The organism is Serratia sp. CoH_122_TC_1 (genome assembly GCF_058191755.1).
In genome coordinates, this window is record NZ_JBXWLA010000001.1 from 68,468 (window position 1) to 93,324 (window position 24,857).

The 24,857-nt window shown below is 53.0% G+C and carries 20 protein-coding genes; 3 read left to right on the forward strand and 17 right to left on the reverse strand.

The features are described from left to right. Nucleotides 1-53: 53 nt before the first annotated feature. Entirely contained in the window at nt 54-1,244 is a 1,191-nt protein-coding gene (locus AC2FC2_RS00320; RefSeq protein WP_265555146.1) for an amino acid aminotransferase, read from the forward strand. 70 nt (nt 1,245-1,314) lie between these two features. On the opposite strand, the gene AC2FC2_RS00325 is transcribed toward AC2FC2_RS00320, so the two are convergent. The 7 genes from AC2FC2_RS00325 to cmoM form a co-directional block, all read right to left on the reverse strand. Further along, entirely contained in the window at nt 1,315-1,962 is a 648-nt protein-coding gene (locus AC2FC2_RS00325; RefSeq protein ID WP_265555148.1) for an MBL fold metallo-hydrolase, read from the reverse strand. Nucleotides 1,963-2,030: 68 nt separating this feature from the next. Further along, nucleotides 2,031-2,579, reverse strand: coding sequence for a peptidoglycan L,D-endopeptidase MepK (gene mepK, locus AC2FC2_RS00330; protein WP_020826147.1), 549 nt, complete (start codon nt 2,577-2,579; stop codon nt 2,031-2,033). Between the two features lie 181 nt (nt 2,580-2,760). After that, nucleotides 2,761-4,608 carry a L,D-transpeptidase gene (gene ldtD, locus AC2FC2_RS00335; protein ID WP_209632577.1) on the reverse strand — a complete coding sequence of 616 codons (1,848 nt, stop codon included), beginning with the start codon at nt 4,606-4,608 and terminating at the stop codon, nt 2,761-2,763. Nucleotides 4,609-4,831: 223 nt separating this feature from the next. Further along, entirely contained in the window at nt 4,832-9,280 is a 4,449-nt protein-coding gene (mukB, locus tag AC2FC2_RS00340) for a chromosome partition protein MukB (protein WP_490658517.1), read from the reverse strand. Then, nucleotides 9,277-10,005, reverse strand: a complete 729-nt coding sequence (gene mukE / locus AC2FC2_RS00345; protein WP_209632575.1) for a chromosome partition protein MukE — start codon at nt 10,003-10,005, stop codon at nt 9,277-9,279. The genes mukB and mukE overlap by 4 nt, the downstream gene beginning before the upstream one ends. Continuing rightward, nucleotides 9,986-11,308 (reverse strand): chromosome partition protein MukF, encoded by a 1,323-nt coding sequence (gene mukF, locus AC2FC2_RS00350; protein WP_265555151.1) that lies wholly within the window; start codon nt 11,306-11,308, stop codon nt 9,986-9,988. The genes mukE and mukF overlap by 20 nt, the downstream gene beginning before the upstream one ends. After that, nucleotides 11,305-12,090, reverse strand: a complete 786-nt coding sequence (cmoM, locus tag AC2FC2_RS00355; protein WP_037421971.1) for a tRNA uridine 5-oxyacetic acid(34) methyltransferase CmoM — start codon at nt 12,088-12,090, stop codon at nt 11,305-11,307. Before cmoM ends, mukF begins: the two co-directional genes overlap by 4 nt. Before the next feature lie 151 nt (nt 12,091-12,241). Here cmoM and elyC point away from each other — a divergent pair, with 151 nt between their 5' ends. Then, on the forward strand, nt 12,242-13,015 hold the full coding sequence (gene elyC, locus AC2FC2_RS00360; protein ID WP_490658662.1) for an envelope biogenesis factor ElyC: 774 nt from the start codon (nt 12,242-12,244) through the stop codon (nt 13,013-13,015). Nucleotides 13,016-13,021: 6 nt separating this feature from the next. Here elyC and AC2FC2_RS00365 read toward each other — a convergent pair whose 3' ends face one another. The 6 genes from AC2FC2_RS00365 to cspE form a co-directional block, all read right to left on the reverse strand. Beyond that, complete coding sequence (locus AC2FC2_RS00365) at nt 13,022-13,918, reverse strand: YcbJ family phosphotransferase (protein ID WP_265555154.1); 897 nt, start codon at nt 13,916-13,918, stop codon at nt 13,022-13,024. Between the two features lie 147 nt (nt 13,919-14,065). Then, on the reverse strand, nt 14,066-14,815 hold the full coding sequence (kdsB, locus tag AC2FC2_RS00370; protein ID WP_209632572.1) for a 3-deoxy-manno-octulosonate cytidylyltransferase: 750 nt from the start codon (nt 14,813-14,815) through the stop codon (nt 14,066-14,068). Beyond that, nucleotides 14,812-14,994, reverse strand: coding sequence for a Trm112 family protein (locus AC2FC2_RS00375; RefSeq protein WP_006320791.1), 183 nt, complete (start codon nt 14,992-14,994; stop codon nt 14,812-14,814). Before AC2FC2_RS00375 ends, kdsB begins: the two co-directional genes overlap by 4 nt. Nucleotides 14,995-15,282: 288 nt before the next feature. Then, nucleotides 15,283-16,509, reverse strand: coding sequence for a winged helix-turn-helix domain-containing protein (locus AC2FC2_RS00380; protein ID WP_265555159.1), 1,227 nt, complete (start codon nt 16,507-16,509; stop codon nt 15,283-15,285). Nucleotides 16,510-16,619: 110 nt separating this feature from the next. After that, a complete protein-coding gene (locus tag AC2FC2_RS00385; RefSeq protein ID WP_006320799.1) occupies nt 16,620-16,841 on the reverse strand; it encodes a cold-shock protein in 222 nt (73 codons plus the stop codon). 220 nt (nt 16,842-17,061) lie between these two features. Then, nucleotides 17,062-17,271, reverse strand: a complete 210-nt coding sequence (cspE, locus tag AC2FC2_RS00390) for a transcription antiterminator/RNA stability regulator CspE (RefSeq protein ID WP_020826136.1) — start codon at nt 17,269-17,271, stop codon at nt 17,062-17,064. 526 nt (nt 17,272-17,797) lie between these two features. On the opposite strand from cspE, the gene hglS reads away from it, so the two are divergent. Next, the gene (gene hglS, locus AC2FC2_RS00395) at nt 17,798-19,204 is read left to right on the forward strand and encodes a 2-oxoadipate dioxygenase/decarboxylase HglS (RefSeq protein ID WP_265555164.1); all 1,407 of its coding nucleotides are present in this window, start codon (nt 17,798-17,800) and stop codon (nt 19,202-19,204) included. A gap of 1 nt (nt 19,205) precedes the next feature. Here hglS and lpxK read toward each other — a convergent pair whose 3' ends face one another. The 4 genes from lpxK to ihfB all read right to left on the reverse strand — a co-directional run bounded on the left by lpxK (nt 19,206) and on the right by ihfB (nt 24,803). Next, nucleotides 19,206-20,186, reverse strand: a complete 981-nt coding sequence (gene lpxK / locus AC2FC2_RS00400; RefSeq protein WP_265555166.1) for a tetraacyldisaccharide 4'-kinase — start codon at nt 20,184-20,186, stop codon at nt 19,206-19,208. Further along, nucleotides 20,186-21,934, reverse strand: a complete 1,749-nt coding sequence (gene msbA, locus AC2FC2_RS00405; protein ID WP_209632566.1) for a lipid A ABC transporter ATP-binding protein/permease MsbA — start codon at nt 21,932-21,934, stop codon at nt 20,186-20,188. The genes lpxK and msbA overlap by 1 nt, the downstream gene beginning before the upstream one ends. Nucleotides 21,935-21,969: 35 nt before the next feature. Beyond that, nucleotides 21,970-24,264: a ComEC family protein gene (locus AC2FC2_RS00410; protein WP_490658663.1), complete on the reverse strand. Its 2,295-nt coding sequence runs from the start codon at nt 24,262-24,264 to the stop codon at nt 21,970-21,972. 254 nt (nt 24,265-24,518) lie between these two features. Continuing rightward, the gene (ihfB, locus tag AC2FC2_RS00415; RefSeq protein ID WP_004942652.1) at nt 24,519-24,803 is read right to left on the reverse strand and encodes an integration host factor subunit beta; all 285 of its coding nucleotides are present in this window, start codon (nt 24,801-24,803) and stop codon (nt 24,519-24,521) included. Nucleotides 24,804-24,857 lie beyond the last annotated feature (54 nt).

A 24,857-nucleotide genomic window follows, 5' to 3' on the forward strand; every position in this document is an offset into this window, starting at 1 on the left:
GCGTTACCCTGATGCTTCTGTCTGCTTAACTCCGAGCCATGGAAGCACCTGACATGTTTGAAAAAATCACTGCTGCACCTGCCGATCCTATCCTGGGTCTGACCGACATTTTCCGCGCTGATGCCCGCCCTAACAAAATCAACCTGGGGATTGGTGTATACAAAGATGAAACCGGTAAAACCCCGGTGCTGACCAGCGTTAAAAAAGCTGAGCAGTATCTGCTGGAAAATGAAACCACCAAAAACTATCTCGGTATTGAAGGCATCCCTGCGTTCGCCAACTGCACGCAAGAACTGCTGTTCGGCAAGCAAAGCCCAATCATTGCCGACAAGCGTGCACGCACTGCGCAAACGCCAGGTGGCACCGGCGGCCTGCGTGTGGCAGCTGACTTCATCGCCAACCAAACCAGCGCGAAGCGTATCTGGATCAGTAACCCAAGCTGGCCAAACCATAAAAACGTGTTTGGTGCCGTCGGTCTGGAAGTATTGGAATACGCCTACTACGATGCCGCTAATCATGCGCTGGACTTTGATGGCCTGCTCAATAGCCTGAAACAGGCTCAGGCCGGTGATGTCGTCCTGTTCCATGGCTGCTGCCATAACCCGACCGGCATAGATCCAACCCCAGAACAGTGGTCCCAGTTGGCAGAACTGTCTGCCGCTAACGGCTGGCTGCCGCTGTTCGACTTCGCCTATCAGGGCTTTGCCAAAGGTCTGGAAGAAGATGCCCAGGGCCTGCGTATTTTTGCTGCCAAGCATCAGGAACTGATCGTCGCCAGTTCTTATTCCAAGAATTTCGGCCTTTACAACGAACGCGTTGGTGCTTGCACCGTCGTTGCCACTGACACGGATACCGCCGATCGTGCCTTCAGCCAGGTGAAAGCCGCCATTCGCGCCAACTACTCCAACCCACCGTCACACGGCGCTGCTATTGTTGCGACCATTTTGGGTGATGATGCGCTGCGTGCGCTGTGGGAACAGGAGCTGACCGATATGCGTCAACGTATTCACCGCATGCGTCAGCTGTTCGTCAATACCCTGCAGGAGAAAGGCGCGGAGCAGGACTTCAGCTTTATCATCAATCAGAACGGCATGTTCTCGTTCAGTGGATTGACGAAAGAACAGGTTCTGCGCCTGCGTGACGAGTTTGGCGTTTACGCCGTTAACTCCGGCCGTGTTAACGTTGCCGGCATGACGCCGGACAATATGGCACCGCTGTGCGAAGCCATCGTTGCCGTACTCTAAAGATTGCAGGATCTCATAAGCAAAAGGGGCGCTAAAAGCGCCCCTTTGTTATTTCTGCCGGGAAATAATCTTACCAGATGGCCGGTTCCTCTCGCAGGAACGGATTGGTTTCACGCTCCTGGCCGAAAGTAGACATAGGGCCATGCCCTGGAATAAACGCCATGTCATCGCCCTGGGGCAATAGCTTGGTGCGGATGGAGTTGATCAATGCCTGATGGTCGCCACGTGGGAAGTCGCTGCGGCCGACACCGCCGTTAAACAGCACATCCCCCACCAGCGCTAACCGCGCCTGCTCGTTAATAAAAACGATATGGCCTGGAGTATGCCCCGGGCAATGCAGCACATTAAGCGTCATTTCGCCCACCTGCACGCTGTCCCCTTCTTCCAGCCATTGGGTTGGCGTCAGTGGCGCACATTCTTCCAGTCCAAACATTTGGCTCTGTGCAGGCAGGCCGTCTAACCAGAATGCGTCTTCCTTATCCGGGCCGTAGATCGGCACCTGATAGTGTTCAGCCAGCTCCGCCGCTGCGCCTACGTGATCAAGATGACCATGCGTCAGCAGAATCTGCGTGATGGTCACGCCCTGTTTGGCAATTTCGGCCTTTAACTTTTCCGGCTCGCCGCCTGGATCGACCAGCGCCGCCTGCTGGGTGCTCTCACACCAGATCAGGCTGCAGTTCTGACTAAAAGCAGTTACCGGGATAATTTGGTATTTCATAAGGCTCCAACCACAACAACGCCATACCCTGACGGGCTGGCGCTATTTATACTTATGGTGCACAGCGATTACCAGGTCCGCACCGGGCCGGTATCGATGTGTACAAAGTTGCTACGTGGGTAATATCCTACACCACCGGCGCTCATTTTTAACGCCGCTTTGCGGATATTACTCAACTGGATGCCTTCGATATGGAAGTCCATCGCCTGTCCCTTGGTGTGGTAGCTGTGTTTGGCCACACCGCGGCTGCGCTCGCGCAGCTCATTATTGGTGTCCAACGAACGATAACCTGAAACCAACTGTACCGGTTTGTTGGTGCCCAACAGACCTTGCAGACGATAGAGATGATCAAACAAACGGGGATCGATCGATTTAACCTTATTCGCGCGATAGTCACGGAAGAGATGATTAAGACGAACTAATTCGTCTTTATTATATCCCTTGCCGTCAAAGAATTCGGCTTTCAGAGATTCGCCCGTGTGCATGTTATTTACAACCAGAATACGCGGGCGCGAAGTAGAAAGACTGGCAAAGGCTTGCCCAGGGAGCAGCGCTATGCCCACGGCAGCGCTACCTAGCGCCAGCCATTTACGGCGATGATGATCAATTTTGTCCATGTTTCTGTTAAACCCGGCAAGAATATCAAAATATATGCACAAAACAGCGCACTGCCTGAACCATAACCGCCCACACTGGCTGAGTCAACCCGTGATGTCCCGCGGCTTGCAGGCACTCACGTGATGAGTGCCTGCATCATGGCCCGATATTCTGACCGTTATTTATTTATAATTACTGCATTTATTGCATTAATTTTTCGGCCTGAGCCAAAATTTGTGCACCCGATCTCACCGTATCATCATAATTGTAAATATCTGTGCGGAATTGTGGTTTTCCATCATCAGAAACCCAGGCGGTTAAATAATACAATTTAACCGGGATATGCTGACGGATATTCACGTAGGTGGTATTCCCCTCTTTCAAGGTGGACGACACACGTGTGTTATTCCAACCCGCATCCTGCAACAACATGTTTGCCAAATCCGATGCCTTATTGACCCGCACACAGCCGGAGCTCAAAGCGCGAATGTCTTTCTGGAACAGGTTATGGTTAGGCGTATCGTGCAGGTAGATGGCATCCGAGCTTGGCATGTTGAATTTAAAGCGACCCAACGAGTTGGTGGCACCTGGCGCCTGACGAATCCGGTACGGGAAGTTGCGGGCAGAAACCATGTTCCAGTCGATCATTGCGGGGTTAATCACCTCAGCATCGTTGCTCCAGCCGGAAAGCACGGTATAACCGTGTTTCTGGAAGTAGCTGCCGTCACGCATCGCCTTCGGCACGATATCCTCGCGCACCAGCGTAGTCGGCACGTTCCAAGGTGGGTTAACCACCACGTTATTCAGCGCACTGTTCATCAACGGCGTCTTGCGGCTTGGTCTGCCGACGATCACTCGCGAAGAAAGCACTTCATTGCCGTTCTGATAATACGTCAATGAGTAGTTTGGAATATTCACCATGATCCCGGTGCCCACATGGCCGGGAAGAATGCGTAAACGTTGGATATTCAGCGCCAACAGTGAGGCACGCATTTGTGGCGTCACATTAAGCCATTCACGCGTGCGTGGGCCTATCACGCCATCCGCACTCAACCCTTGCCATTTCTGGAAGCGTTTAACGCCCTCAACCAGATCGTTGGTATAGCGATTATCCGTGACCGTCACCGGGCTTTCAGACTGCTGTGAAAACGGAGATTGTGGTGTAGGTACGATATCTTTTACCGGTGCAGCCGCTGGACTTACGACAGCAATCTTGGCCTCGCGATTTTTCTCTTCATCGACAGAGAGACCACCGTCATCGGGTTCATTACGCGAACCCGTTAATACCGCAGGCGGATCCTGTGTTTCATCCGGCGCAGCAGTGGCCGTCGTGGTTAACATGCCGTTGCGCGCCAATATCTCACGCAGGGCAGGAATATCATTGCTCAGTTGGTCTGGGCGTAAGCTCGGCCCATTCGCCATTTGCGGCCAGGGACGATTGTCGGCCAGCATATCGCGTAATGCCTGATGCATCTTGGCGTATTGCGGGTGCTGAGGTGCGAGCGAAGTCACATACGCCAGGGTCTTGCCCTGGCGCACCGCCAGTTGCCATTGGTTTATCACCGTATTAGGCGGCAGACCGAGTTTGTAAGGAATATTGCTGTACAACCAGCTATTGCCATTGGCACCGATCGACGAAACAAACTGCAAATAACCCAACATCGCGTCAGACAGTACGACGTCGCGCGCCACATCGGTAATGGCTGGATCGGTCAACTGTTTTACCCATTGGGTAAACTGCGGCTGCACACCGGACATCGCCAATTCGGCAAGCTGTTGCTGGAACTGCTGAACCGCTTCGCGATCCTGCCACATCAATTGCATCCGGTTCGCCGCGTACAGAGGAGCAAGCGTTGAGAGATAATGTGGTGTAATGCCTTTTGGCAAAGCAGCAAGCAATTCCGAACGACTTTGCGCGACTGACATGCCAGATGACGCTACCGGAAAGGCAGGAACGGTTGCCCATACGGGTAATGACGACGCCAGACCACATGCAATTGCGCAACTCAACGCCAGACGCCGTACCGTGTTTCCATTTCTAAGCAACATCCATTGCCCCCTGTATGCTCACAAAAAATACAACCAAGACAGCTTATTAGTTTCAGTATACGAACAGAAAAGCCATTTTGCCCTTGGGCGCTTATGAATAACTGTTATTTCATTAAGCTACCCGGTTTTAAACGGATAAAAAAGCAGGACCATCATCCATGCGTACAAAAAAATAGCCACCCCAAGGCGGCTATTTTCAGATTATTAGTGGGCTTTTCTCCGTTTACGGCGTTTCTGCCGCAGTGACGCCTAACGCAGGCGGCTCGTTAGCGAAACCGCGCAGCCCCACGACATGTACGTGTTCATGGTTCTGGAACACCTTACGCACCAACTTATACGTCGTGCCTTTTTCCGGGCTGATGTTTTCCGGTGCCGCGATGATCAGCTGCATTTCCAGACGATCGCACAACTCAAACAACGTCGCGATGGATTTGGCATCCAGTCGCGCAGCTTCGTCGAGGAACAGCAGGCGACATGGGGAAATATCTTTACCGCGCAGGCGACGGGACTCTTCTTCCCAGCTCTGCACGACCATCACCAAAATCGACATCCCGGTACCGATCGCTTCCCCGGTTGACAGCGCACCACTCTCAGCACGCAACCAACCATCGGAGCCGCGGAAGACTTCCACTTCCAGTTCCAGGTAGTTACGGTAATCCAGCAACTCTTCGCCAATAGTTTGCGGCGTGCGTTGCCCCATATCAATCTGTGGATTCAGGCGTTGATACAGCTTGGCCAGTGCTTCGGAGAAGGTCAGGCGGTTACTGTTGAACAGATCCTGATGTTGTTCCTGCTGTTCGGAAAGCACATCCAAAAGAGTCGCATGTGCTTCACGCACGTTGACGTTCAGTCGTACGCTTTTCACCTGCCCGAAGGAAACCGCCTGCAAACCCTGGTTGAGCATGCGGATACGGTTTTGTTCACGCTGGATCGTTTTGCGAATGATGTTCGCCACGCTCTTGGAACTGATCGCCAGCTTCTGCTCACGTGCCGTCAATTCTTCCGTCAGGCGGCCCAGTTCAATCTCCATCTGTTCGATGGCTTCAACCGGGTCGTCGGTACGGATGATGTCCTGACGAATACGCTCACGCAGATGTTGGTATACCGCGATATAGAACTGAATCTTGCGTTCTGGGCGCTTAGGATCTTCAGAAAGACGCAGTACATCACGCAGGTGTTCGTTATCCGACACCGCCAGACGCAATGCACCAAGAGCCTTATCCGACATTGAACGCAGCTCGTCACCGTCCATATAGGCCAGTTCACGACGATGCAGACGACGTTCAACCCCGTTGTCTTTCACCATGCGCATGACCGCGCACCAGCCGGCTTTGGCAGTGACGACCTGCTCACGCAGCTGATAATAATCCCGCTCAAGCTTGCGCAGTTTCTTCTGCAGGCTGTCCATTTCCGCTTCGCAGAAGGTCAGTTGCTTTTCCAACTGATTACGCCGCGCACGGTTGTTGCTCAGACCGGCATGTAATTCATCACGACGCGCACGTGCGCGCGCTTCGGCATTGGCATCCGCCTGCACGCCAATGTCCACCAGCTCCTGGCTCAATTCTTTGAGCATATCGCGCTTAGCGTCATACGAGCTTTTAAGCGACGCCAACACCTGGCTGTACTGGGTAAATTGAGTCTGATACTGACGCAACTGTTCACGGGCGCGGGTACGTTCCGCTTCCGCGTGTTCCAAACGTTGGCGCAGCTTGTCATTCAAATCGTTGTTGGCATTTTGCATACCGGCAGAATCGGTATAGCTGAAGTGTGCACGACGCTGTACCACTTCAGTCAGGGCAAACGCCTGCTGCTTGGCCTGACGCTGTACGCTCTGTGCCTGAGTGTAATCCTGCTGCAACTGTTCGTGCTGTTGCGGATCACTCTGCAACACCGACAACAGCGGTTCCAGCTTGGTCAGTGAAACACCGTGCTGCTGGATATGGCGTGCAGCATCCTGCGCCTCTTCCAATTCTTCACGGATTTCCTCAACGCGATCCTGCAAGGTTTCATCGTTTAACAATGAAACCAGCGGCATCAGGCGATTCAGCGCAGAGATGCCCTCTTTCGCCTGATCATATTGCTGACGTTGTTGTTGATTCTGTGCCTCATGGTTATTCAGAGCGCGTTCGATTTCCCCACGGCGTGTCGTGAGGCCACGGATTTCCGCCTCTGGATCGGCGTCAAATGCCACTGCCAGATGGGAACCAATGAAACGGCTGAAGGCCTGATGCGAACGCTGGGTCTTCTGCACGTCGAAAGACAACGTCGCGTAACGCTCTGCCAGTTTTTCCCGTTCACCATGCAGCACTTCCAGGCGGTTCTCACGTGCGGCGCGGCCAAACAACGGCACGTCCGGATAACGCGAGTAGCGCCACTGGCGCTCAGCGGTTTTCACCAACACCGCCCTGTCTTGCTCTTCGACCGCAAAGACGCTGTCATCAAATGACTGCGGATCCCCTTCGATCAAGTAGAGATCTTCCGGGCAGTCTTCCAGACCTTCCAACATCTCGCGCACCAGCGACAAATCCGGCACCACGATCGCATGGCGTGACGGACCATACAGCGCGGAGAAGTAAGGTGCATCATCGATGGTGACATCGTCATAGATTTCAGAGAGCAATACGCCGCCAAAACGTTCGGCCAACGTAACCAGACGCTGATCTTCGGCACCGCCTGGCTGGCTGAGACGTTCGATCTGCGCTTCAACGGCACGCTTGCCTGCCGCGACCTCGTCACGCTCTACCGTGGTTTCACGCTCGCGCTCCAGCAATTGCTGCATGTACTCGGTGACTTGCTGGCTGTTTTCAAACGCTTCGCCACTTTGCTCACTGAGTTGACTCAGTGAATCCTGCGCTGCCAACCAGATTGGGGCACGGGCAGTGAGTTCGCGGATACGCTGTTGGATTTGCTCCAGTTCCTGGCGCATTTCCATCCGGCGTTCGCCAGCATCACTGACGCTTTGCGACAAGGATTCCAGACGCTCTTCCAGTTCTTGCTGCAGTGCCTCAAGATCGTCCGGTTGATACTGTTGGCCATGACGTTTGCAGAATTCTTGCAACAGACGCTCGGCGTCCTGCTGAGAACGCAAACGCTGTTCCAGCTCACTCAAACGCATGCGCAACGGCTGCACGCGCTCGGCAAGGTGTTGCTGTGAAGGCCAGTCGCGCAGTAACTCACGCGCACACTGCCAGGCTTCGCTACGGCTGACCTGACCGGCAATTTTACCTACCAGCTGATAGGCTTGTTCAAACTGGCCGTGTGCGGCGTCGGCTACGCTCAGTTTCTGCTCCAGCATCAGCAACGCTTCCGTCGCTTCCTGCTCACGAGCCTGGAAAGTATCGAGCCACTCTTCCGCATTCTCGGCACTCAGTTCCGGCAGTTGGCACAGGGCACGAGCACGTTCCAGCGCCTGCAACGCCTGCTGGTATTGAATGGCGCGGGTCTGCTGCACGTCCAACGCCTGTTGGTAGTCAGCGAGCTGGCTTTTCAGCTCATCCACCTCCAGTTCGGCGGCCTCGGCACGCGCTTCGTTTTCGGCCTGCTGTTCACTGGCCTCTGCCACCACTTCGTTCTGTTCTTCCAGTCGGTAGGTCAGCTCTTCCAGATCGCCTTCATAGCGCTCGATCTTTTCCTGCTGACGCATCGCCGTCTGCACCAGATTCAAGTGATCGCTGGCGGCCTGGTAATCGGTTTCCAGATCGGATTCCGCACCGCTCTGCTCCGCCAGTTCACGCGCCATTTCCACATGGCGATATTGCTCGGCTGCCAGCTGTTTGCGGCTGCCCAGCAGATCGCTGCGCAACGCCAACGCGCCGTCCAAATGGATGCGGCGTTCATTGGCATGACGCATATAGTCAGCCGCCACATAAGATGTGGCTTCGGAAATCAGGTGTTTGAACAGATCACGGTCAGTCTGGGTAACGCGGATTGCTTCCAGCGTCATGCGGTTTTCACGCAACGCCGCTTCCATGTCCTGGAATGCCTTGCGCACGCCGCTGTTTTCCGGCAACAAATAGTCACGTAACGAGCGGGTGATGGCGCTGGAAATACCGCCATACAGCGAGGCCTCGATCAGGCGATAAAACTTACTGCGATCTGACGATGAACGCAGACGTTTGGGGATCACGCCCAAATCGAACATTAATGAGTGATAGTCGGTAATGGAGTTGAACTGCTTGAACTGCACGCCTTCCATCTCTTCAACGCGCTCTTTCAGTTCCTGCAGCGTCAACACACGAGCCTGGCGTTCGCCAACCGTTTGGGTCAGCAGCTCCGTAGGCTGTACCGCCGTTGGCAGCCCCTGGATGGTGAACGGCTTGATATCCACCTTGCGATCGCGCCCTGCTACCTGCTGCAGACGCACACCAACCACAACGCGTTGATGACGCGAGTTGATCACGTCGAGGGTGGAATAACACACCCCCGCGCGTAGCTTACCGTGCAAGCCTTTATCGCGTGACCCGCTGGTAGCACCGGCTTCGGTGGTATTACGGAAGTGCAACAGCGTCAAATCAGGAATCAACGCAGTGACGAAAGCCGCCATGGTGGTGGATTTCCCTGCCCCGTTACCGCCAGACAGCGTGGTCACCAACTCATCGAGATCAAAGGTGCGGGCGAAAAAACCGTTCCAGTTGACCAGCGTCAGCGAGCGAAATTTACCGCGTTCAATCATTCCTGTTCATCCTCTGCACTGTCCGGAGTGTTATCAAGCTGCGAGTCTTCAGCATCGCTTTCATCATTCAGCGACAGGCTGTTCTCAACCGGCATAGCTTCGCCGTCACGAATCATACGCAACTGCGCTTCACGCGGATCGTCACCACTACGCACGTCTGCACCAAAGCGGAATACCGCCTCCGTGATGCGGAACTTGTTGCTGTCGCTGCCCATAAAATAGATCATGCCCAGGCGACGCAGGCGGTTCAGTGACGTACGCACTTTCTCGTGCAGCTTCTGACGATCGAGATCCGACCCCGTGGAACGTTGGTTAACGAATTTCAGCAATTTGGTTTCGTCGGCCAGGCTCAATAACTCGTCGTACAGTTCCTGATGGCTGAATATCCCTTCATGCGCCAAACGTTCCGGGCTGAGGTAGAGATAGCACAGGATTTTGCCCACCATCATATCCAGCTCAGACAACACCGAACGCGGGATCAACGTCGTGGAACGTGGGCGTAGGTAGAAGAACCCTTCCGGTGCCCTGATCAACTCCACGCTGTAGCGGGCATAAAACTCTTCCAGTTCATCCTGGAAATCCATTAAGAAAGCGTGGTTGTCCAGTTCATCGATACCGATGTGACGACCCGCACGCAGTTGGCTGTCCAGCGCCGGGAACAGCGAGTTAGACAATGCCTTGGCCAGCTTAACTGGCATTACTTGTTCAATATTTGTCGATGACATGGGCCTGGACCTTGGCTCCGTAATCATTGATTGCCTGCCATTGCGCCGGCAACCCTGAAAAATCTGCTTCAGCCACACCAAGGCGCACTGCCTGGTCGACCACTAAACGAGCCACGTCAAAGTGACGAGCTCGCGGATATTGCGCCAGATAATCGCGCATTACCGCCCCTAAATTGAGCGGCATCTGTTGTTCCTGATAAATTTTCAACGCTTGTTCGATCATCGCCGCCAGCTGTTCGCGGATTTCGCTGAATTCCTCAAATTCCAGATCCGGCGGCAATTCCCCGGTCACTTCCTCACTGCGCAACGCCAGTTCTTCGTCACGCATATCCAGCAGGCGATCGGCGTTGGCATGGGTCAGCGTCCATGGATTATCGAAATAATTTTGTACCGACTGACGCAGGCGCTGTGCGAACACACGGTTTTTATCCATATCGATAGCGGTACGGATAAATTTATGCACGTGGCGGTCGTAGCCGATCCACAGGTCAATTGCCTGTTGCCCCCAGCTGATAATGCGGTCGAGTTTGCTTTGCAGATCAAACACCAGTTTGTCGACAAAACCTAACTCAACCCCACCGAGCGTTGCATCCTGAATGCGCAGCAGGTTGGCTTGCAGCTTGTCGCCCGCCGCTTCCAGCGTATCTTGCAGTTCACGTAAGGTGCCCGAGGTCTCGGATAGTAGCATTTCACAGCTGGAGATCGCTGCACGCCAATCCTGATTCAGCAAGGCTGCGATATCCTCTTTCACGCCTTGCTGTTGCTCATCCATCACCCGCTGGGTCATGTCGATGCTGTCGAATATTTCTGCCACTGAATATTTTAACGGTGCAAACACGTTGCGGTGCCAGTGGAAATCATCGCCACCCTCTTCGGCGGCATCGGCAGCACGTTTCAGTTCCTGCGCGACGATCGATAGCTGCATCGACAAACGCAGCGTAGAGAATTCGCGCTGACGGATGTAGTAATCAGTAATACCTATGCCCAGCGGCGTCAGACGGTAAATCGCATTGCCGTCTGCCAGTTCGCTGGTAAAGCGGTTTAACAGGCGCTGGCGCACCATGTCGTTAATCGCATTGTTGGCACGGACTGCCACCGTTTCATGCGTCTGCTCGAAACCTTTGCTGACATGGCGAAATGCATCAACCAGCTCACCTTCGCTCATCTCGCCGTCCAGCCGCTCGCCATTTAATGTGGCAATAGCGAGCAAAAACGCGAGACGCTCCGTAGGGAGCGAAATAGAGAAATCATTTTTCCGTGCCCAGGCGACCAGTTCGGGTACTGTCTGGGAAAATTCACTCATAGTTCGTCCTTCAGGTTTGGTTTATGCGCCATGACGTGAATATAGCGCCCCAAACTCACGTACGGCTCCTGCCGGCAATAGTGCTGTTCAAGCGCCAATAGCTCTTCAAATTTTTGTGTCTGAAGCTGCCTACTCTGCAGATAATCGTGGAACACCCGCACCCCGGTTTTGCCGCTGATGCGCATGCCCAACTGTTCCAGCCAGCCATACACCTGTGGCGGGCTATGCGGATATTGTGGTGACAACGAACGCTTTCTGCGCCTTCTGACCTCTGGGTTCACCAGTTGGAAATTACCCAACACCACGTTACGCATCAAGAGGCCATTAGCATTAAAGAACATCAATGACAGCGCACCGCCTGGTAACAAGCAGTCAGACAATGCCTGTAAAGCTGCCTCAGGTTCAGCGATCCATTCAAGCACCGCATGAAACAATATCAGATCAACCGGCTGTTCCAAGTGTTGGCCAATGTCCTGCGCAGAACTTTGTATGAATTGCATGTTCTGGCTCACACCTTTCTGCTCAGCCAGCGACGCGGCGCGTTGGATCATCTCACCAGAAAGATCGCACAACAACACCTGATGTCCTAATTCTGCCAGTTGGCAGGCCATATGGCCTTCGCCACCGCCGGCATCCAGAATGCGCAGCGGCCGCTGCGGCAACTGGGCCAGCAGCGTGGTCAGATCCTGCCAGACCACGGCCTGGCGGATTTTACCTTTAGTGGTGCCGTAAATATTACGCGCAAACTTTTCAGCAATATCGTCAAAATTGCGATCCTGCATGGACTACGGCTCCGCTGATCTTATTCTTCTGGGGGCAAAGTGCCAGCCCATTCAAACCTGCTATTTTGGCACAGACTGGCTTAGAATGAATCTTCTTGCGGCCTGATTGTGCCCAGATGTCGTTTTTTCGCCCAAAAGGACCTGATTTTTGATGCTCTTTAACCTGAAAAAGTTCATTGGCGCCATTTTAATGCCGTTACCTGCGCTGCTGCTGCTCACGGGACTGGCGCTGTTACTGCTCTGGTTCACTCGTTGGCAAAAAAGCGGCAGGGTCATTTTGACGCTGAGCTGGCTGTTTTTATTGCTTTTCAGCCTGCAGCCCGTGGCCGATAGGCTGTTACGGCCCATAGAGTCAGAGTATGTCACCTATCGCGGCACTGACCCGGTAAACTATATCGTGGTACTGGGGGGTGGCTATACCTTTAACCCGGACTGGGCACCAAGCTCCAATCTGATCGGCAATAGCCTGCCGAGGGTAACAGAAGGTGTGCGTTTATACCTCGCGCAGCCTGGAGCGAAAATGGTGTTCACCGGGGCCGGTGGCCCGCATACCTTGAGCAACGCGGCGACGGCAGCGCGCGTCGCGGAAAGTCTGGGTGTGCCGAACAGCGACATTGTGTTGTTGGATCGTCCGATGGATACAGAGCAGGAGGCATCACAGGTATCTAAACTGGTGGGTCAGCAGCCGTTTATTTTAGTGACATCGGCTAACCATTTGCCAAGGGCCATGCGTTTCTTTAAAGCCAAGGGGCTTCACCCGATCCCGGCACCGGCCAATCAGTTGGCCATCAGCTCGCGTTTGAACATTTGGGATCGCGTCGTGCCGTCGGCGATGTTCCTCGGCCACAGCGAGCGTGCCTGGTATGAAACGCTGGGCAGCCTGTGGCAGTGGCTGAAAGGAGCCGATGAGGTTTCTGTCGACTAACGGGCCTTAACCGGCAAGCCAGGGCAACAGCTGTTTTGAGGCATAATCGAAGGGTTGTCGCTCAAGCTTGCCGGTATGGACTAACCGCCCAATCGCTTCCCACACGACATACAACCAACGCCGTGCCAGGAAGGACTCCGCAACCGGTGCCCGTTGCAAATAATAGAACAAGAGCTGACTTGGCATCCCCGCCTCACACAGCCGGAATAACTCATATTCACGTGGAGCCCACAGCATCATTCCCGGGTTCAGCATTGCCAACAGCTGGTCACTTTTCGGATCTTTCAGCATGCTGCGCAACGACAGGTTACCGTGCACCAGCACGCAGGGATCGTCGAATCCGACAAAAAAATGGGTCAGTGCTTCGCGCGTACGGTACAACAAACGGCGATCGGCCATGGTCAACTGTGGCGAGTTAAGATTGCAGACTGTCGACCACAACACCTCTATCCGCTGTTGATACCAACAAAACCAATCATTTTCCTGGGTGCTGTCAACCGTACCGACGCAGCCATGGCTGTCGATACGGTGCCAGGCCAACACACCATCGACAATCTGTTCCATTAGCGTATTCCACCGGTTCGGCGTACGCGTTGGTGCTTCTGCAGATACGCCACGTAACCGTTCGATCAACAAGATTTCTTTATAGGGCGCTTGATGGGTATAGACCACGCCATACACCGTCGGCAGGCGAATATCCCCTTCCCGGGACAGCATCGATAACTTGTAAGACTCTTGTTGGGCGATACCCTGACAGACAAAGCTTTTTGCCATTAGCGGGATCGCATGGCCTTGTTGGTCATACAGCGAATACATGTGTGCATAAGGCTGTTCGCTAACGCGTTCCAGTCGGCTGATCGGTTCACCCAGCACAATACTCAGTTCGGCGCGTAACTGCTCCATATGAAAATGGCCTCAAGAGGAAAAGAAGAGACGCTGATATCATCGAACGGTGAGCAGAAAAATTCTTCAACGCAGATCAACAAAATGGGGATATAAGAAGGGAAATTATACCGCCGACGCGCTGTGTGACGCGCCGACGTTCAATGCTCAGCCTTTGATACTGTCGCGCACGCGCTGCAGATCTTCCGGCGTATCAACACCCACTGTCGGCACTGCTTTGGCAACCGCTACGTGGATTTTTTCACCATACCAAAGCACCCGCAACTGTTCCAGCAACTCTATCTGCTCAAGTTGGCTTGGTGCCCAGGTGACATAACGGCGCACAAAACCGGCACGATAAGCGTAAATGCCGATATGGCGTAACAGGCTGTCACCAATGCTTTCTTTGGATTGCGCAAAACGCTCACGATCCCAAGGAATAGTGGCACGTGAAAAATAGAGTGCATAACCCTGCGCATCCATAACCACTTTGACTGCATTGGGGTTAAACGCTTCTTCTGCGCTGTCGATTGGCACCGCAAGGGTCGCCATACCCGCTTGGCTACCCGCCAGGTTTTCAGCGACCTGACGTACAATGACCGGTGGAATCAGTGGTTCGTCACCCTGGACATTAACAATGATTTCGTCATCGCTAAAACCATAGTGCTCAATCACTTCCGCAAGACGCTCGGTACCGGAATTATGGTCGGGCCGGGTCATGCAAACCTCACCACCTGCCGCTTTAACCGCATCAGCTACCGCTGGGTGATCGGTCGCAACAATCACGCGGCTAGCCCCTGACTCACGTGCACGTTCCATTACGTGCACCACCATTGGCTTACCGTGAATGTCGGCCAAAGGTTTCCCCGGCAAACGGGTTGATGCATAACGGGCTGGAATAATAGCGATAAAACTCATGCGTGTTTCTCATCCAATGACAACGCCCGCGCTTCATTTTCCAGCAGGACGGGAATGCCATCGCGCAGCGGATAGGCCAGGCCATCCACTTTACACACCAATTCCTGGTTTTCTTTATTGAAATAGAGCTTACCGTTGCAGACCGGGCAGGCAACGATTTCGAGTAAACGGTGGTCCATGCTTCCTCCAGGGTGGAGATCTAACGTACGGAAAGTGGGTGAGGATAGCATAACGCTATGCGCCAGGTTAATCATCGGCTGTTTACCAGGGCACTTTTAATCTGCAAAGGGATTGAATTGCCTTCAACGCAGGCGTAGAATTTTGTGACTTGAATCACAAAAATAAATTTATCATGATCAAACGTATTCATAAGATCATCGCCCTGTTTGCCAACTTCAGCAACTGAGGCACCCCATTGTAACGAGCGGTGCTGGAATTCGTTTTACCCACGCCCAAAGTGCCGTTCGTTATACCACCTCCCAGCCTTCTCCCCACTCAGCGGCCAGTTGCGCCGGAATATTACCCACCAGTACCTGTTTCGCCCCGTGCCATTTTGCATTGCGCGTTATCGCCTGTCGGATATCCTGCACACGCTGTTTACCAAAACGAACCTTGGCCTGCGGATGGAAACTGATAATCTCAAAGACACCTTGCCGACGATGCATTTTTGCATCAATACGGCCTATCAACTCACCCCGCTGCAATACAGGCAACGTGAAGTAACCATATTGCCGCTTTTCTTTGGGTGTATAACATTCCAGCCGATAGTCAAAATTGAACAGTTCCAGCGCGCGGCGACGGTCCCAGACCACGGGATCAAAAGGGGAAAGTAATGTGGTCACGCTGGATTTTAAGGTTCCCTGCTCTGCCTGTTGTAGCTCCTTCGCCAGTGAATGGTGCACGTAAAACTCGCCGTCCAAGCCGTCGATCAACACGGGTAACACATCGCCCTTTTGTAGTAACGACGCCAGCAGTGCTTTCGGGGCAACACGTTTCAAACGGTAGTAATCTGCCAACCATTCGGCCTTGAAGAGCCCCAGGAAGCGACAGGTGCGGCTGAGCATCTCATGCCGCGCATGCTCGGTGGATAACGTGTGTCGGCTATCATCCCAATGCGGCAATAGCCTTTCCGTCAAATCGTAAACACGGTGGAAGTTGCGCCGTTCAGCAACCATCAACTTACCCGCAGTGAATAAAATTTCGAGGTGGCGCTTTTCCGGTTTCCAGTCCCACCAGCCGCTATTTCCTTTTTTCTCTGCACTGAAATCCGCCGAACGAACCGGGCCACCGGTTTCAATATGCCGTAAGAGCGACGCAATTGCCGACTGGTGTTCCTGCATCCATTCTTCGGAATACTTCCACCCCATCTCCTGCGGCTGCAACATGCGGTGGCGCAACAGGCCAAAATCTTCAATGGGTAAGAAACAGGCTTCATGCGCCCAATACTCAAACAAGCGGCGGCCCGCCAGGGCCTGCTCCAACCATTCTGGCTGATAGTCGCCCAGGCGACTGAAGAGTACTAGGTAAGGGCTACGCGCGACCACACTGATGGTATCGATTTGCAGGAGTCCCATACGCTCAATAGCGGCAACCACATCGTCGGGTTTGGCTTTGCGTTTCATTGGGGATAACAGCCCTTGCGCAGCAAGATGGAGTGCACGGGCGGCAGTCAGAGAAATAACCGGGGTAATCATCCTGAAATCCGAAACGATTAAACAATCGTTTGATAATAGTGGATATCGGGAAATTTATCTTCGCCAGTGCTTGGGGTGGCGGCACCGGCACTGGCGAGGAAGGGGATGGGTCAGAACGCAATAACGTCTGCCGCAGACAGCCCATGAGAGCTGCGATAGATCGAGAACTCGACGTTCTGACCTTCGTTTAGTGATTTATTTTTAGTATTGGCGATAGAACGACGGCTTACATAAATTTCGTCGCTGCCATCTACCGGTGAAATAAAGCCATAGCCTGCAGCCTGATCAAACCATTTCACACGGCCCATTTGTAACACAGTATTTTTAAACATAACTTATATCCTTTTACTTGAGCATCCTTAACAACGTCATTTTTATTATTGTTGGACGCTACCAGCCCATCCTAAAGTTTTTCGTAAGAAACCTCTCGTGAGCAAAAATTAAAAAACCCGCACAATGGCGGGCTTGTTGGACTTAATATCTTCCGCAATGAATCAGCTAAACGCCTCATCATGGTTGTATTAAGATCTCTTTACGTTATTCCCTGTTTACTTACAGAGCAACAACGTTAGCGGCAGCCGGCCCGCGCGGGCTGTCCTGGATGGTGTACTCAACACGCTGGCCTTCCGCCAGAGTTTTGAAACCGTCGGTCGCGATTGCGGAGAAGTGTACGAATACATCCTTACCACCGTCGTTCTGTTCAATAAAACCAAAACCTTTGCTTTCGTTGAACCACTTAACCTGACCAGTCTTCTTAGACATTAACATTTACCTTTTAAATATATATACAAAACCTGCCATAAGGCAATTTAGGCCGTTTTTAGAAACATTACTTATGGGAGGTACTTAGAAGGTTCGTCTTTGAAGCGGAATCAGATGATAACGTTTTGGGAGGAACTACTTAACTCTATACTCGAACATAAATAGGTCTGCATCACAGGCCGACTTGCATTTACTCACAAATCCGTCATTTGCACAAGAGGTTTATTGCCCTATTTTAATCATTCCTGCGGTTAATTTTTTATGTCTATGATTGTGCATGGATTAATTTATCTTTTTTTACGTAAAACTCTTGGCCTCATTGCCTTCTGGATGTCTATTTCGCCCGCTATTCTTTGTTCAAATGAGAGCTAACGCATAAAAATCTAATATGCTTGCCCAAGCTATAACAAAAGCTAATTCACATAGCTAAACTTGAGGTGAAAACAAGGCGGATGGCCGTTTAGCCAGTACTTTTACCGTCAAAAATAATATTTTTCAGATTATACTGAATGAAGGAGCTATGCGCATGACCGCCCAGCAGTTCGTCTCACCGAATGAAATCCGCGCCAGATTCTCCCATGCCATGTCAGATATGTACCAGAAAGAGGTGCCTCTGTATGGTGATTTGCTCGAACTGGTGGCGGAAACTAACCGACAGGTTCTGCGCGAAGATGCCGCACTGGCTCACCAATTACAAATTACCGGCGAAATCGAACGGTTGGCTATGGAACGCCATGGTGCTATTCGAGTGGGCACCGCAGAGGAATTAGCCACCTTGCGGCGGCTGTTCAACGTTATGGGTATGTCACCGGTCGGTTACTACGATCTGGCCGTGGCCGGTGTCCCGGTACACTCCACCGCGTTTCGTGCGGTACATGAAGACGCGTTGCAGATAAGCCCCTTTCGTGTTTTCACCTCATTATTACGCCTTGAGCTGATTGAAAACCCAGAGCTGCGCGAACTGGCGCAACAGCTGTTGGCACGTCGCCGCATCTTTACTGAACGGGCACTGGAACTGATCGTATTACAAGAAGCTCAGGGCGGATTGGACAACAGTCAGGCAGATGAATTTGTCGAGCAGGCACTGGAAACCTTCCGCTGGCACAGCCGCGCAACGGTCAGCGCAGCCGAATATCAGCAGTTGCACGACCAGCACCGCCTGATTGCTGATGTAGTGGCGTTCAAAGGCCCGCACATTAACCATTTGACGCCACGCACACTCGATATAGACCTTGTTCAACAGTCTATGCCAAGCCGGGGCATTACCCCTAAAGCCGTCATTGAAGGCCCACCACCGCGCCGTCGCCCCATTCTTCTGCGTCAGACCAGTTTTAAAGCCCTAGAGGAAAACGTCGACTTTGTTGAACATGACGGTCGCGCCGTTTCAGGACACCACACTGCACGGTTCGGTGAAATTGAACAGCGCGGTGTAGCACTGACAACGAAAGGCCGTGCGCTGTACGATCGCCTGTTACAAGCAACCAATGATGCTTTACAGGCACCCCCCAGTGAAAAAAATGCGGACCGCTACAATCAGTTACTGGCGGAACACTTCAAGGCATTTCCCGATGACTATGCAACCTTGCGTGAACAACAGCTGGCTTGGTTCCGCTACTTCCCGACAGAGTGCGGGCTGGCGGCAAAAGACGCGCTGGATCCCCACAGCACGTTAGAACAGCTGATCGCACAGGAATACATTCGTTTCCAACCCTTGGTCTATGAGGATTTTCTGCCTGTCAGTGCGGCGGGTATTTTCCAGTCGAACCTGGGCGACAGTCGGCACGCGCAATACAACGCGAGCTCAAGCCGAACGGCGTTTGAGTCGGCGTTGGGTGCAGCGGTGATCGATGAGTTATCGTTGTATGAACAAACGCAGCAGCGCTCGATAGAAACCTGCGCGCAAGCTCTGGGGCTTCACGCGCTGGCCGTTTGATTTACTTTTTCAGCAGTTTTTCAACGCTGTGCAGCAGTTGCTCAGCCTGCTCGGGGGGAAGTACCGCGTCGACCGGTAAATACCACCAGTTGGGCTGGGCAAAAGCACGGCATTTGACCGCGTCTTTTTCAGTCATCAATAATGTTTGCCCAGAGGAGACCAGTGCCGCCAATGGTGCGTGCTGATATTCCTGATGATCGGCAAACGCCACTTCTTTTTCGACATCTACGCCCAGCTTTTCCAACGTGGCAAAGAAGCGCGGTGGATGACCAATACCTGCCATTGCCACCACATGCGGTAGTTCAACGGCTGGCCTGCGCTCACCGCTGGCGATGTTCACCGCATCACGCGCCTGCAACTGCATAGCAATTTCGCCCGGCTGCGCTACACCGCCGTTGGCAATCAACGCATCCACGCTGTTCAAGCGTGAAGCACGTTCTCGCATCGGGCCCGCAGGCAACCACCAACCGTTGCCAAAACGACGCACACCGTCAATGACAACCAATTCAAAGTCACGCTGCAACGCATAATGCTGTAAACCGTCATCGGTAATGATCACATCAAGCGGTTGCTGCTCAAGGAGTGCCTGCACCGCTTCAGCACGCTTAGGTGAGATAGCGACTGGCGCACCGGTACGTTGATAAATCAACACCGGTTCATCACCTGCCTGTTGAGTGGTGGTATCTGCATTAAGTAACAGCGGATAAGCCTCTGCTTTACCGCCGTAGCCGCGCGAAACCACACCCGCCCGGTATCCACGCTGCTGCAATTGCTCCACCAGCCAGATCACCATCGGCGTTTTGCCATTGCCACCGGCGGTGAGATTCCCCACCACCACGACCGGCACCGGTGCGCGCCAACTTTTACGCAGGCCACACCGGTAACTGAGTCGAATCAGGCTACTGACCAAGCCATACAACCAAGACAGCGGCAACAGCAGCAGATAGATCAGTGAACTTCCTGACCAGATGCGCTCAATCATTATTGACCAAACTGCATGCGATGAAGCTGGGCATAAGCACCCTGCTTTTCGAGCAATGCGGCATGCTCACCACGCTCCACGATACGACCATCCTCTACGACCAGGATTTCATCGGCCTTCTCAATGGTTGACAGGCGGTGGGCAATGACCAACGAAGTGCGGTTCTTCTGTAATTCATCCAACGCAGCCTGAATAGCACGTTCCGATTCAGTATCCAGTGCCGAGGTGGCTTCATCAAGAATCAGGATCGGGCAGTCACGCAGCAAAGCACGGGCGATAGCAATACGCTGGCGTTGGCCGCCAGACAGCATCACGCCATTCTCGCCGATAACCGTATCCAGACCATTTTCCATTTTCTCAATGAAATCCATGGCGTAGGCCATGCGGGCGGCCTTTTCAATCTCTTCGCGACTATAGCGATCTTCACGCGCGTAAGCGATGTTGTTGGCGATAGTGTCATTAAACAAATGTACGTTTTGCGAAACCAGTGCAACCTGGTCGCGCAGCGATGCCAATGTATACTCACGCAGATCGTGGCCATCCATCAGGATCTCGCCTTCCTGCACGTCATAAAAACGCGTCAACAGATTGGCAATGGTCGATTTACCCGAACCAGAACGGCCGACCAACGCCACTGTTTTACCTTCTGAAATGCTCAGATTGATATCACGCAGCGCCGGTGTTTCTTTACCTGGGTAGAAGAAAGTCACGTTACGGAATTCGATATCGCCTTTCGCCCGCGCAACTTCTCGGGTACCGGTATCTTTTTCCTGCTCCATATCCAGAATAGAGAAGAGCGTTTGGCAGGCTGCCATACCACGCTGGAACTGGGCATTGACGTTAGTCAGTGATTTCAACGGGCGCATCAGGGCGATCATTGAAGAAAACACCACAGTGATAGTACCGGCCGTCAGGGTTTCCATCACGCTTGGGAAGCTGGCGGCATACAGCACAAAGGCCAATGCCAAAGAGGCGATAAGCTGAATAATCGGGTCAGAAATCGAGGAAGCGGAAACCAGCTTCATGCCCTGTTGGCGCATGCGGTTACTGACGGAGTTAAAGCGGTCGGTTTCAACCTGCTGGCCGCCAAAGATCAGGACTTCTTTATGCCCCTTAAGCATCTGCTCGGCACTGGTCGTTACCTGCCCCATCGTATTCTGCATGTTTTTGCTGATATTACGGAAGCGTTTGGAAACGATGCGGATTGCAATAGAAACAATCGGCGCCAGTACGATCAGGATCACCGACAGTTGCCAGCTGTAGTAGAACATCATGGTGAACAGCGCGATGATCGACGCCCCTTCACGCACCACGGTCACCAACGCACTGGAAGATGATGACGCCACCTGCTCGGAATCATAGGTGATTCGCGACAACAAGGTCCCCGTAGACTGCTGATCAAAGAAGGAAACCGGCATCCGCATCATGTGACCGAACAACCGGCGACGCATGTGCATCACCACCATGCCGGAAACCCACGAAATACAGTAGCTGGAGACAAAGCCCGTTGCCCCGCGCAAAACCATCAAACCAATAACAGCCAGCGGCATCCACAGCAGGATGCTGCTTTCTGTTTTCCCAAAACCGTCATCCAATAAAGGTTTAAGCAAAGACAACATAAAGGCGTCGCTAGCCGCGTTCAGAACTAACGCAATGGCGGCCACAATCAGCCCGGTCTTAAAAGGTGTGATCATCGGCCAAAGGCGACGGAAAGTCTGCCAGGTGGAGAGATCTTTATCATTCATCATGCAAATACCAGCATCGGAAGAAATAGCGGCCTATTTTACTCATTATCACCCTCTACGCCAAACCGCTGATGGTACCAACGGGGCATTAATTGTTCACGAAAGCCTTTAATTTGCCAATTGTTGTCGAAAAAAAGTACGGATAACTGACCTGAGCGTGAAGTATCGTGCCATGCGATGCCATTTTCCCGATATCGGGTGACGACCTTAGCAGCAGGTAATCGCCATTTATTGTAGCGAGATGCCGACGCGATTGCCGCCACCGGTGCCACCGCACGTAAAAACGGCGCTGTGGATGACGTTTTGCTGCCATGGTGCGGCACCTGCAGCACCGTAGCGGGCAACGAATGGCGTTGCTCTCGAACCAACTGTGTCTCTGCCCTTTTTTCTGCATCTCCCGTCAACAATAGGCTGTATTTCCCATCATCGATGCGGATAACACATGAATCGTCATTTCCCGCCATTTTTACCGCCTTCGGCGGCCACAATACGTGAAACTGAAGCGCTTGCCACTCCCAGCGCTCACCCGCGACGCAAGGTAAATGCCCCGCACCAAACCCTGGGCTCCTTACCGTCGCTTGTGGAAATGCACGTTGTATCTCGTCAAGACCACCTGTGTGATCCAGATGATCATGACTAAGAATGATTTGCTCCACAGACAGTCCTCGCCAGTTAAGAAATGGCAAGATATTCCGTCCTGCGGCACTGCCTGCCCCCCAACGGGGTCCGGTATCATACACGATTGCCAGCCCGTTTTTTTCAATCACTGTCGCTAATCCATGTCCAACATCAAGCATATCGACACGCCAGCGATATGGCGGTTCTCTTTCACGCCACAGCAGGCAACACACCGCCAACGTTGCCAGCCCCGATGCATAGCGCAACCACCAGTGAAAACGCCAAAAAACCACCAGTAGCCAACCGGCGATACTGACAGCCAAGGATGCCGAACCGAGATCAACCCAACCCCGCTGCAAATAATGCAACGGCATAAATACCGCAAGCAGCGTCAAATCCGCTAACCACCATAACCCACCGCTCAATATCGGCCAGGTGCCGCAAAGAACCGCGACCAAAATAACAGGAACCGTCACCAGTGAAACCACGGGTACCGCCCACAGATTGGCTGGCATAGAAGTTAACGTCAGGCCGAGAAACAAAGCGGCCTGCATAGGCACCAGTAATAAGGTGATACCGAACTGGATATGCAGCCAGCGCACAGGCGCCCAGTACCAAGCGGAACGAAAACGGGCACTTAACGGCACCCATTCGAACCAGAAAATGAGGCAGGCAACCGCCAGCACCGAGAGCCAGAAACTGTCTGACAACAACGATAGCGGATCGCAAATCAGAATAAGGGCCACGCACCACAGCCACACCTGCCAGGAACTACAGTGGACACCGCGTAAACGCAGCAGCATCCATAACGTCAGCGCCAGGGCAGTGCGCACCGCCGGAGGTTGTGCACCAGCCAACCAAACATACATCAAGGTGCCTAGCCAACCTGCTAACAGTGGGAAACGGTAGCCGATGAGATGTGCAGGTAATAGCCGTTGAACCGCTCGTAGCGTCGCCCAGATCAATATCGCCGCCATGGCCACATGAAGGCCTGAAATAGCCATGAGGTGTGCAATGCCGGTTTTCAGCATCAGAGTGCGTAATGCCGGGTCCAGCGAGGTTCTTTCGCCAAAAGCCAGAGCCAGCAACACCGATTTATAACGCAGGTCACCGATGTTGCTCTCGGCATGGCTGATAATACGCTGCCGCCAGTTGCAACTTCCCTCAAGCAGTCTCGCGCGTCTTACCTTCGCTGTCAGCGGTTGACGTTGCGCCATCGCCCAGCGTTGACTGTCGAATCCCCCCTCATTGAGCGTGCCGTGCATAGGCCTCAGACGCAGCTGAAGTTCCCAACGTTGTCCGGCGCACAGTGTTGGCTCTTCAGGCTGCCAGAGGGTAGTAAAGGCAATAGATGGCATTAGCCAGCGTCCATTAACCTGTTCGATGTTCATCACCGTTTGTTTACTTGCTGCAGGTACCAAAGTTACACTGCCAACCTGTACCACCGCCGTCACTTCCGACCCACGACTCAGCCATTCCACTTGCGCCACCAACTGCCCGGCGCAGAAGACCGCCCACAGAAAGCTCAGGGCCCACCAGCCAATAAATTGACATATCGCCCAGCGGAAACGCAGCATCAGGCTGGCAGGTAAAACAGCCCCCAGAGTTGTTAATCCATCGGGCAATTGTGGCAATACCAATAACGGCAGAATGCCACAGACAACAGCGATAGCTGCCAGATCCAGCGAAGTCTTGATAGGTCTTTCTCCCGAAATAAGGCGGCAATCCAGCCGCCGGTATCACGGGATTGTTCACATATAGATCAATGTGTAACAGTTGTAATCAAAGGATTCACGGCTGATGCCGCACAATAACCGTCGCTGTTGCTACTCCAGCCTGAAACTTGCGGCATCACGCGCAAGAAAATACAAAAAGCAGCGGGTTCGCCAACTGATAGTCAAAAAAAAACGGCGCCCAAAGGCACCGTTTTATATTTTTTCACAAGCAACAACTCTATGGTAGTCAGCGACTAACCATAGATATTGGCACGGTCACGCAGCTCTTTACCTGGCTTAAAGTGAGGAACGTACTTGCCGTCCAGCTCAACCTTATCACCAGTTTTCGGGTTGCGACCCACACGCGGAGCACGGTAGTGAAGAGAAAAACTGCCGAATCCGCGGATCTCGATGCGCTCACCATCGGCTAGCGTAGCAGCCATATGTTCTAGCATCTCTTTCACTGCATCCTCAACGGCTTTCGCCGGTACATGAGATTGCTGGCCAGCAAGTCTTTCAATAAGTTCAGACTTGGTCATAGTTCCTCCAAGCTTTGCAGCTAACTACCGTATCGGGGCGGTTAACAAACCGCC

Coding starts and splice junctions, on each gene's coding strand:
- AC2FC2_RS00325 (WP_265555148.1), bottom strand. CDS start 1,962: ATGAAATACCAAATTATCCCGGTAACTGCTTTTAGTCAGAACTGCAGC.
- elyC (WP_490658662.1), top strand. CDS start 12,242: ATGCTCTTTAACCTGAAAAAGTTCATTGGCGCCATTTTAATGCCGTTA.
- ihfB (WP_004942652.1), bottom strand. CDS start 24,803: ATGACCAAGTCTGAACTTATTGAAAGACTTGCTGGCCAGCAATCTCAT.
- cmoM (WP_037421971.1), bottom strand. CDS start 12,090: ATGCAGGATCGCAATTTTGACGATATTGCTGAAAAGTTTGCGCGTAAT.
- mukB (WP_490658517.1), bottom strand. CDS start 9,280: ATGATTGAACGCGGTAAATTTCGCTCGCTGACGCTGGTCAACTGGAAC.
- AC2FC2_RS00365 (WP_265555154.1), bottom strand. CDS start 13,918: ATGGAGCAGTTACGCGCCGAACTGAGTATTGTGCTGGGTGAACCGATC.
- kdsB (WP_209632572.1), bottom strand. CDS start 14,815: ATGAGTTTTATCGCTATTATTCCAGCCCGTTATGCATCAACCCGTTTG.
- AC2FC2_RS00320 (WP_265555146.1), top strand. CDS start 54: ATGTTTGAAAAAATCACTGCTGCACCTGCCGATCCTATCCTGGGTCTG.
- mukE (WP_209632575.1), bottom strand. CDS start 10,005: ATGTCATCGACAAATATTGAACAAGTAATGCCAGTTAAGCTGGCCAAG.
- hglS (WP_265555164.1), top strand. CDS start 17,798: ATGACCGCCCAGCAGTTCGTCTCACCGAATGAAATCCGCGCCAGATTC.
- mepK (WP_020826147.1), bottom strand. CDS start 2,579: ATGGACAAAATTGATCATCATCGCCGTAAATGGCTGGCGCTAGGTAGC.
- AC2FC2_RS00380 (WP_265555159.1), bottom strand. CDS start 16,509: ATGATTACCCCGGTTATTTCTCTGACTGCCGCCCGTGCACTCCATCTT.
- AC2FC2_RS00375 (WP_006320791.1), bottom strand. CDS start 14,994: ATGGACCACCGTTTACTCGAAATCGTTGCCTGCCCGGTCTGCAACGGT.
- msbA (WP_209632566.1), bottom strand. CDS start 21,934: ATGATGAATGATAAAGATCTCTCCACCTGGCAGACTTTCCGTCGCCTT.
- lpxK (WP_265555166.1), bottom strand. CDS start 20,186: ATGATTGAGCGCATCTGGTCAGGAAGTTCACTGATCTATCTGCTGCTG.
- ldtD (WP_209632577.1), bottom strand. CDS start 4,608: ATGTTGCTTAGAAATGGAAACACGGTACGGCGTCTGGCGTTGAGTTGC.
- mukF (WP_265555151.1), bottom strand. CDS start 11,308: ATGAGTGAATTTTCCCAGACAGTACCCGAACTGGTCGCCTGGGCACGG.
- cspE (WP_020826136.1), bottom strand. CDS start 17,271: ATGTCTAAGAAGACTGGTCAGGTTAAGTGGTTCAACGAAAGCAAAGGT.
- AC2FC2_RS00385 (WP_006320799.1), bottom strand. CDS start 16,841: ATGTTTAAAAATACTGTGTTACAAATGGGCCGTGTGAAATGGTTTGAT.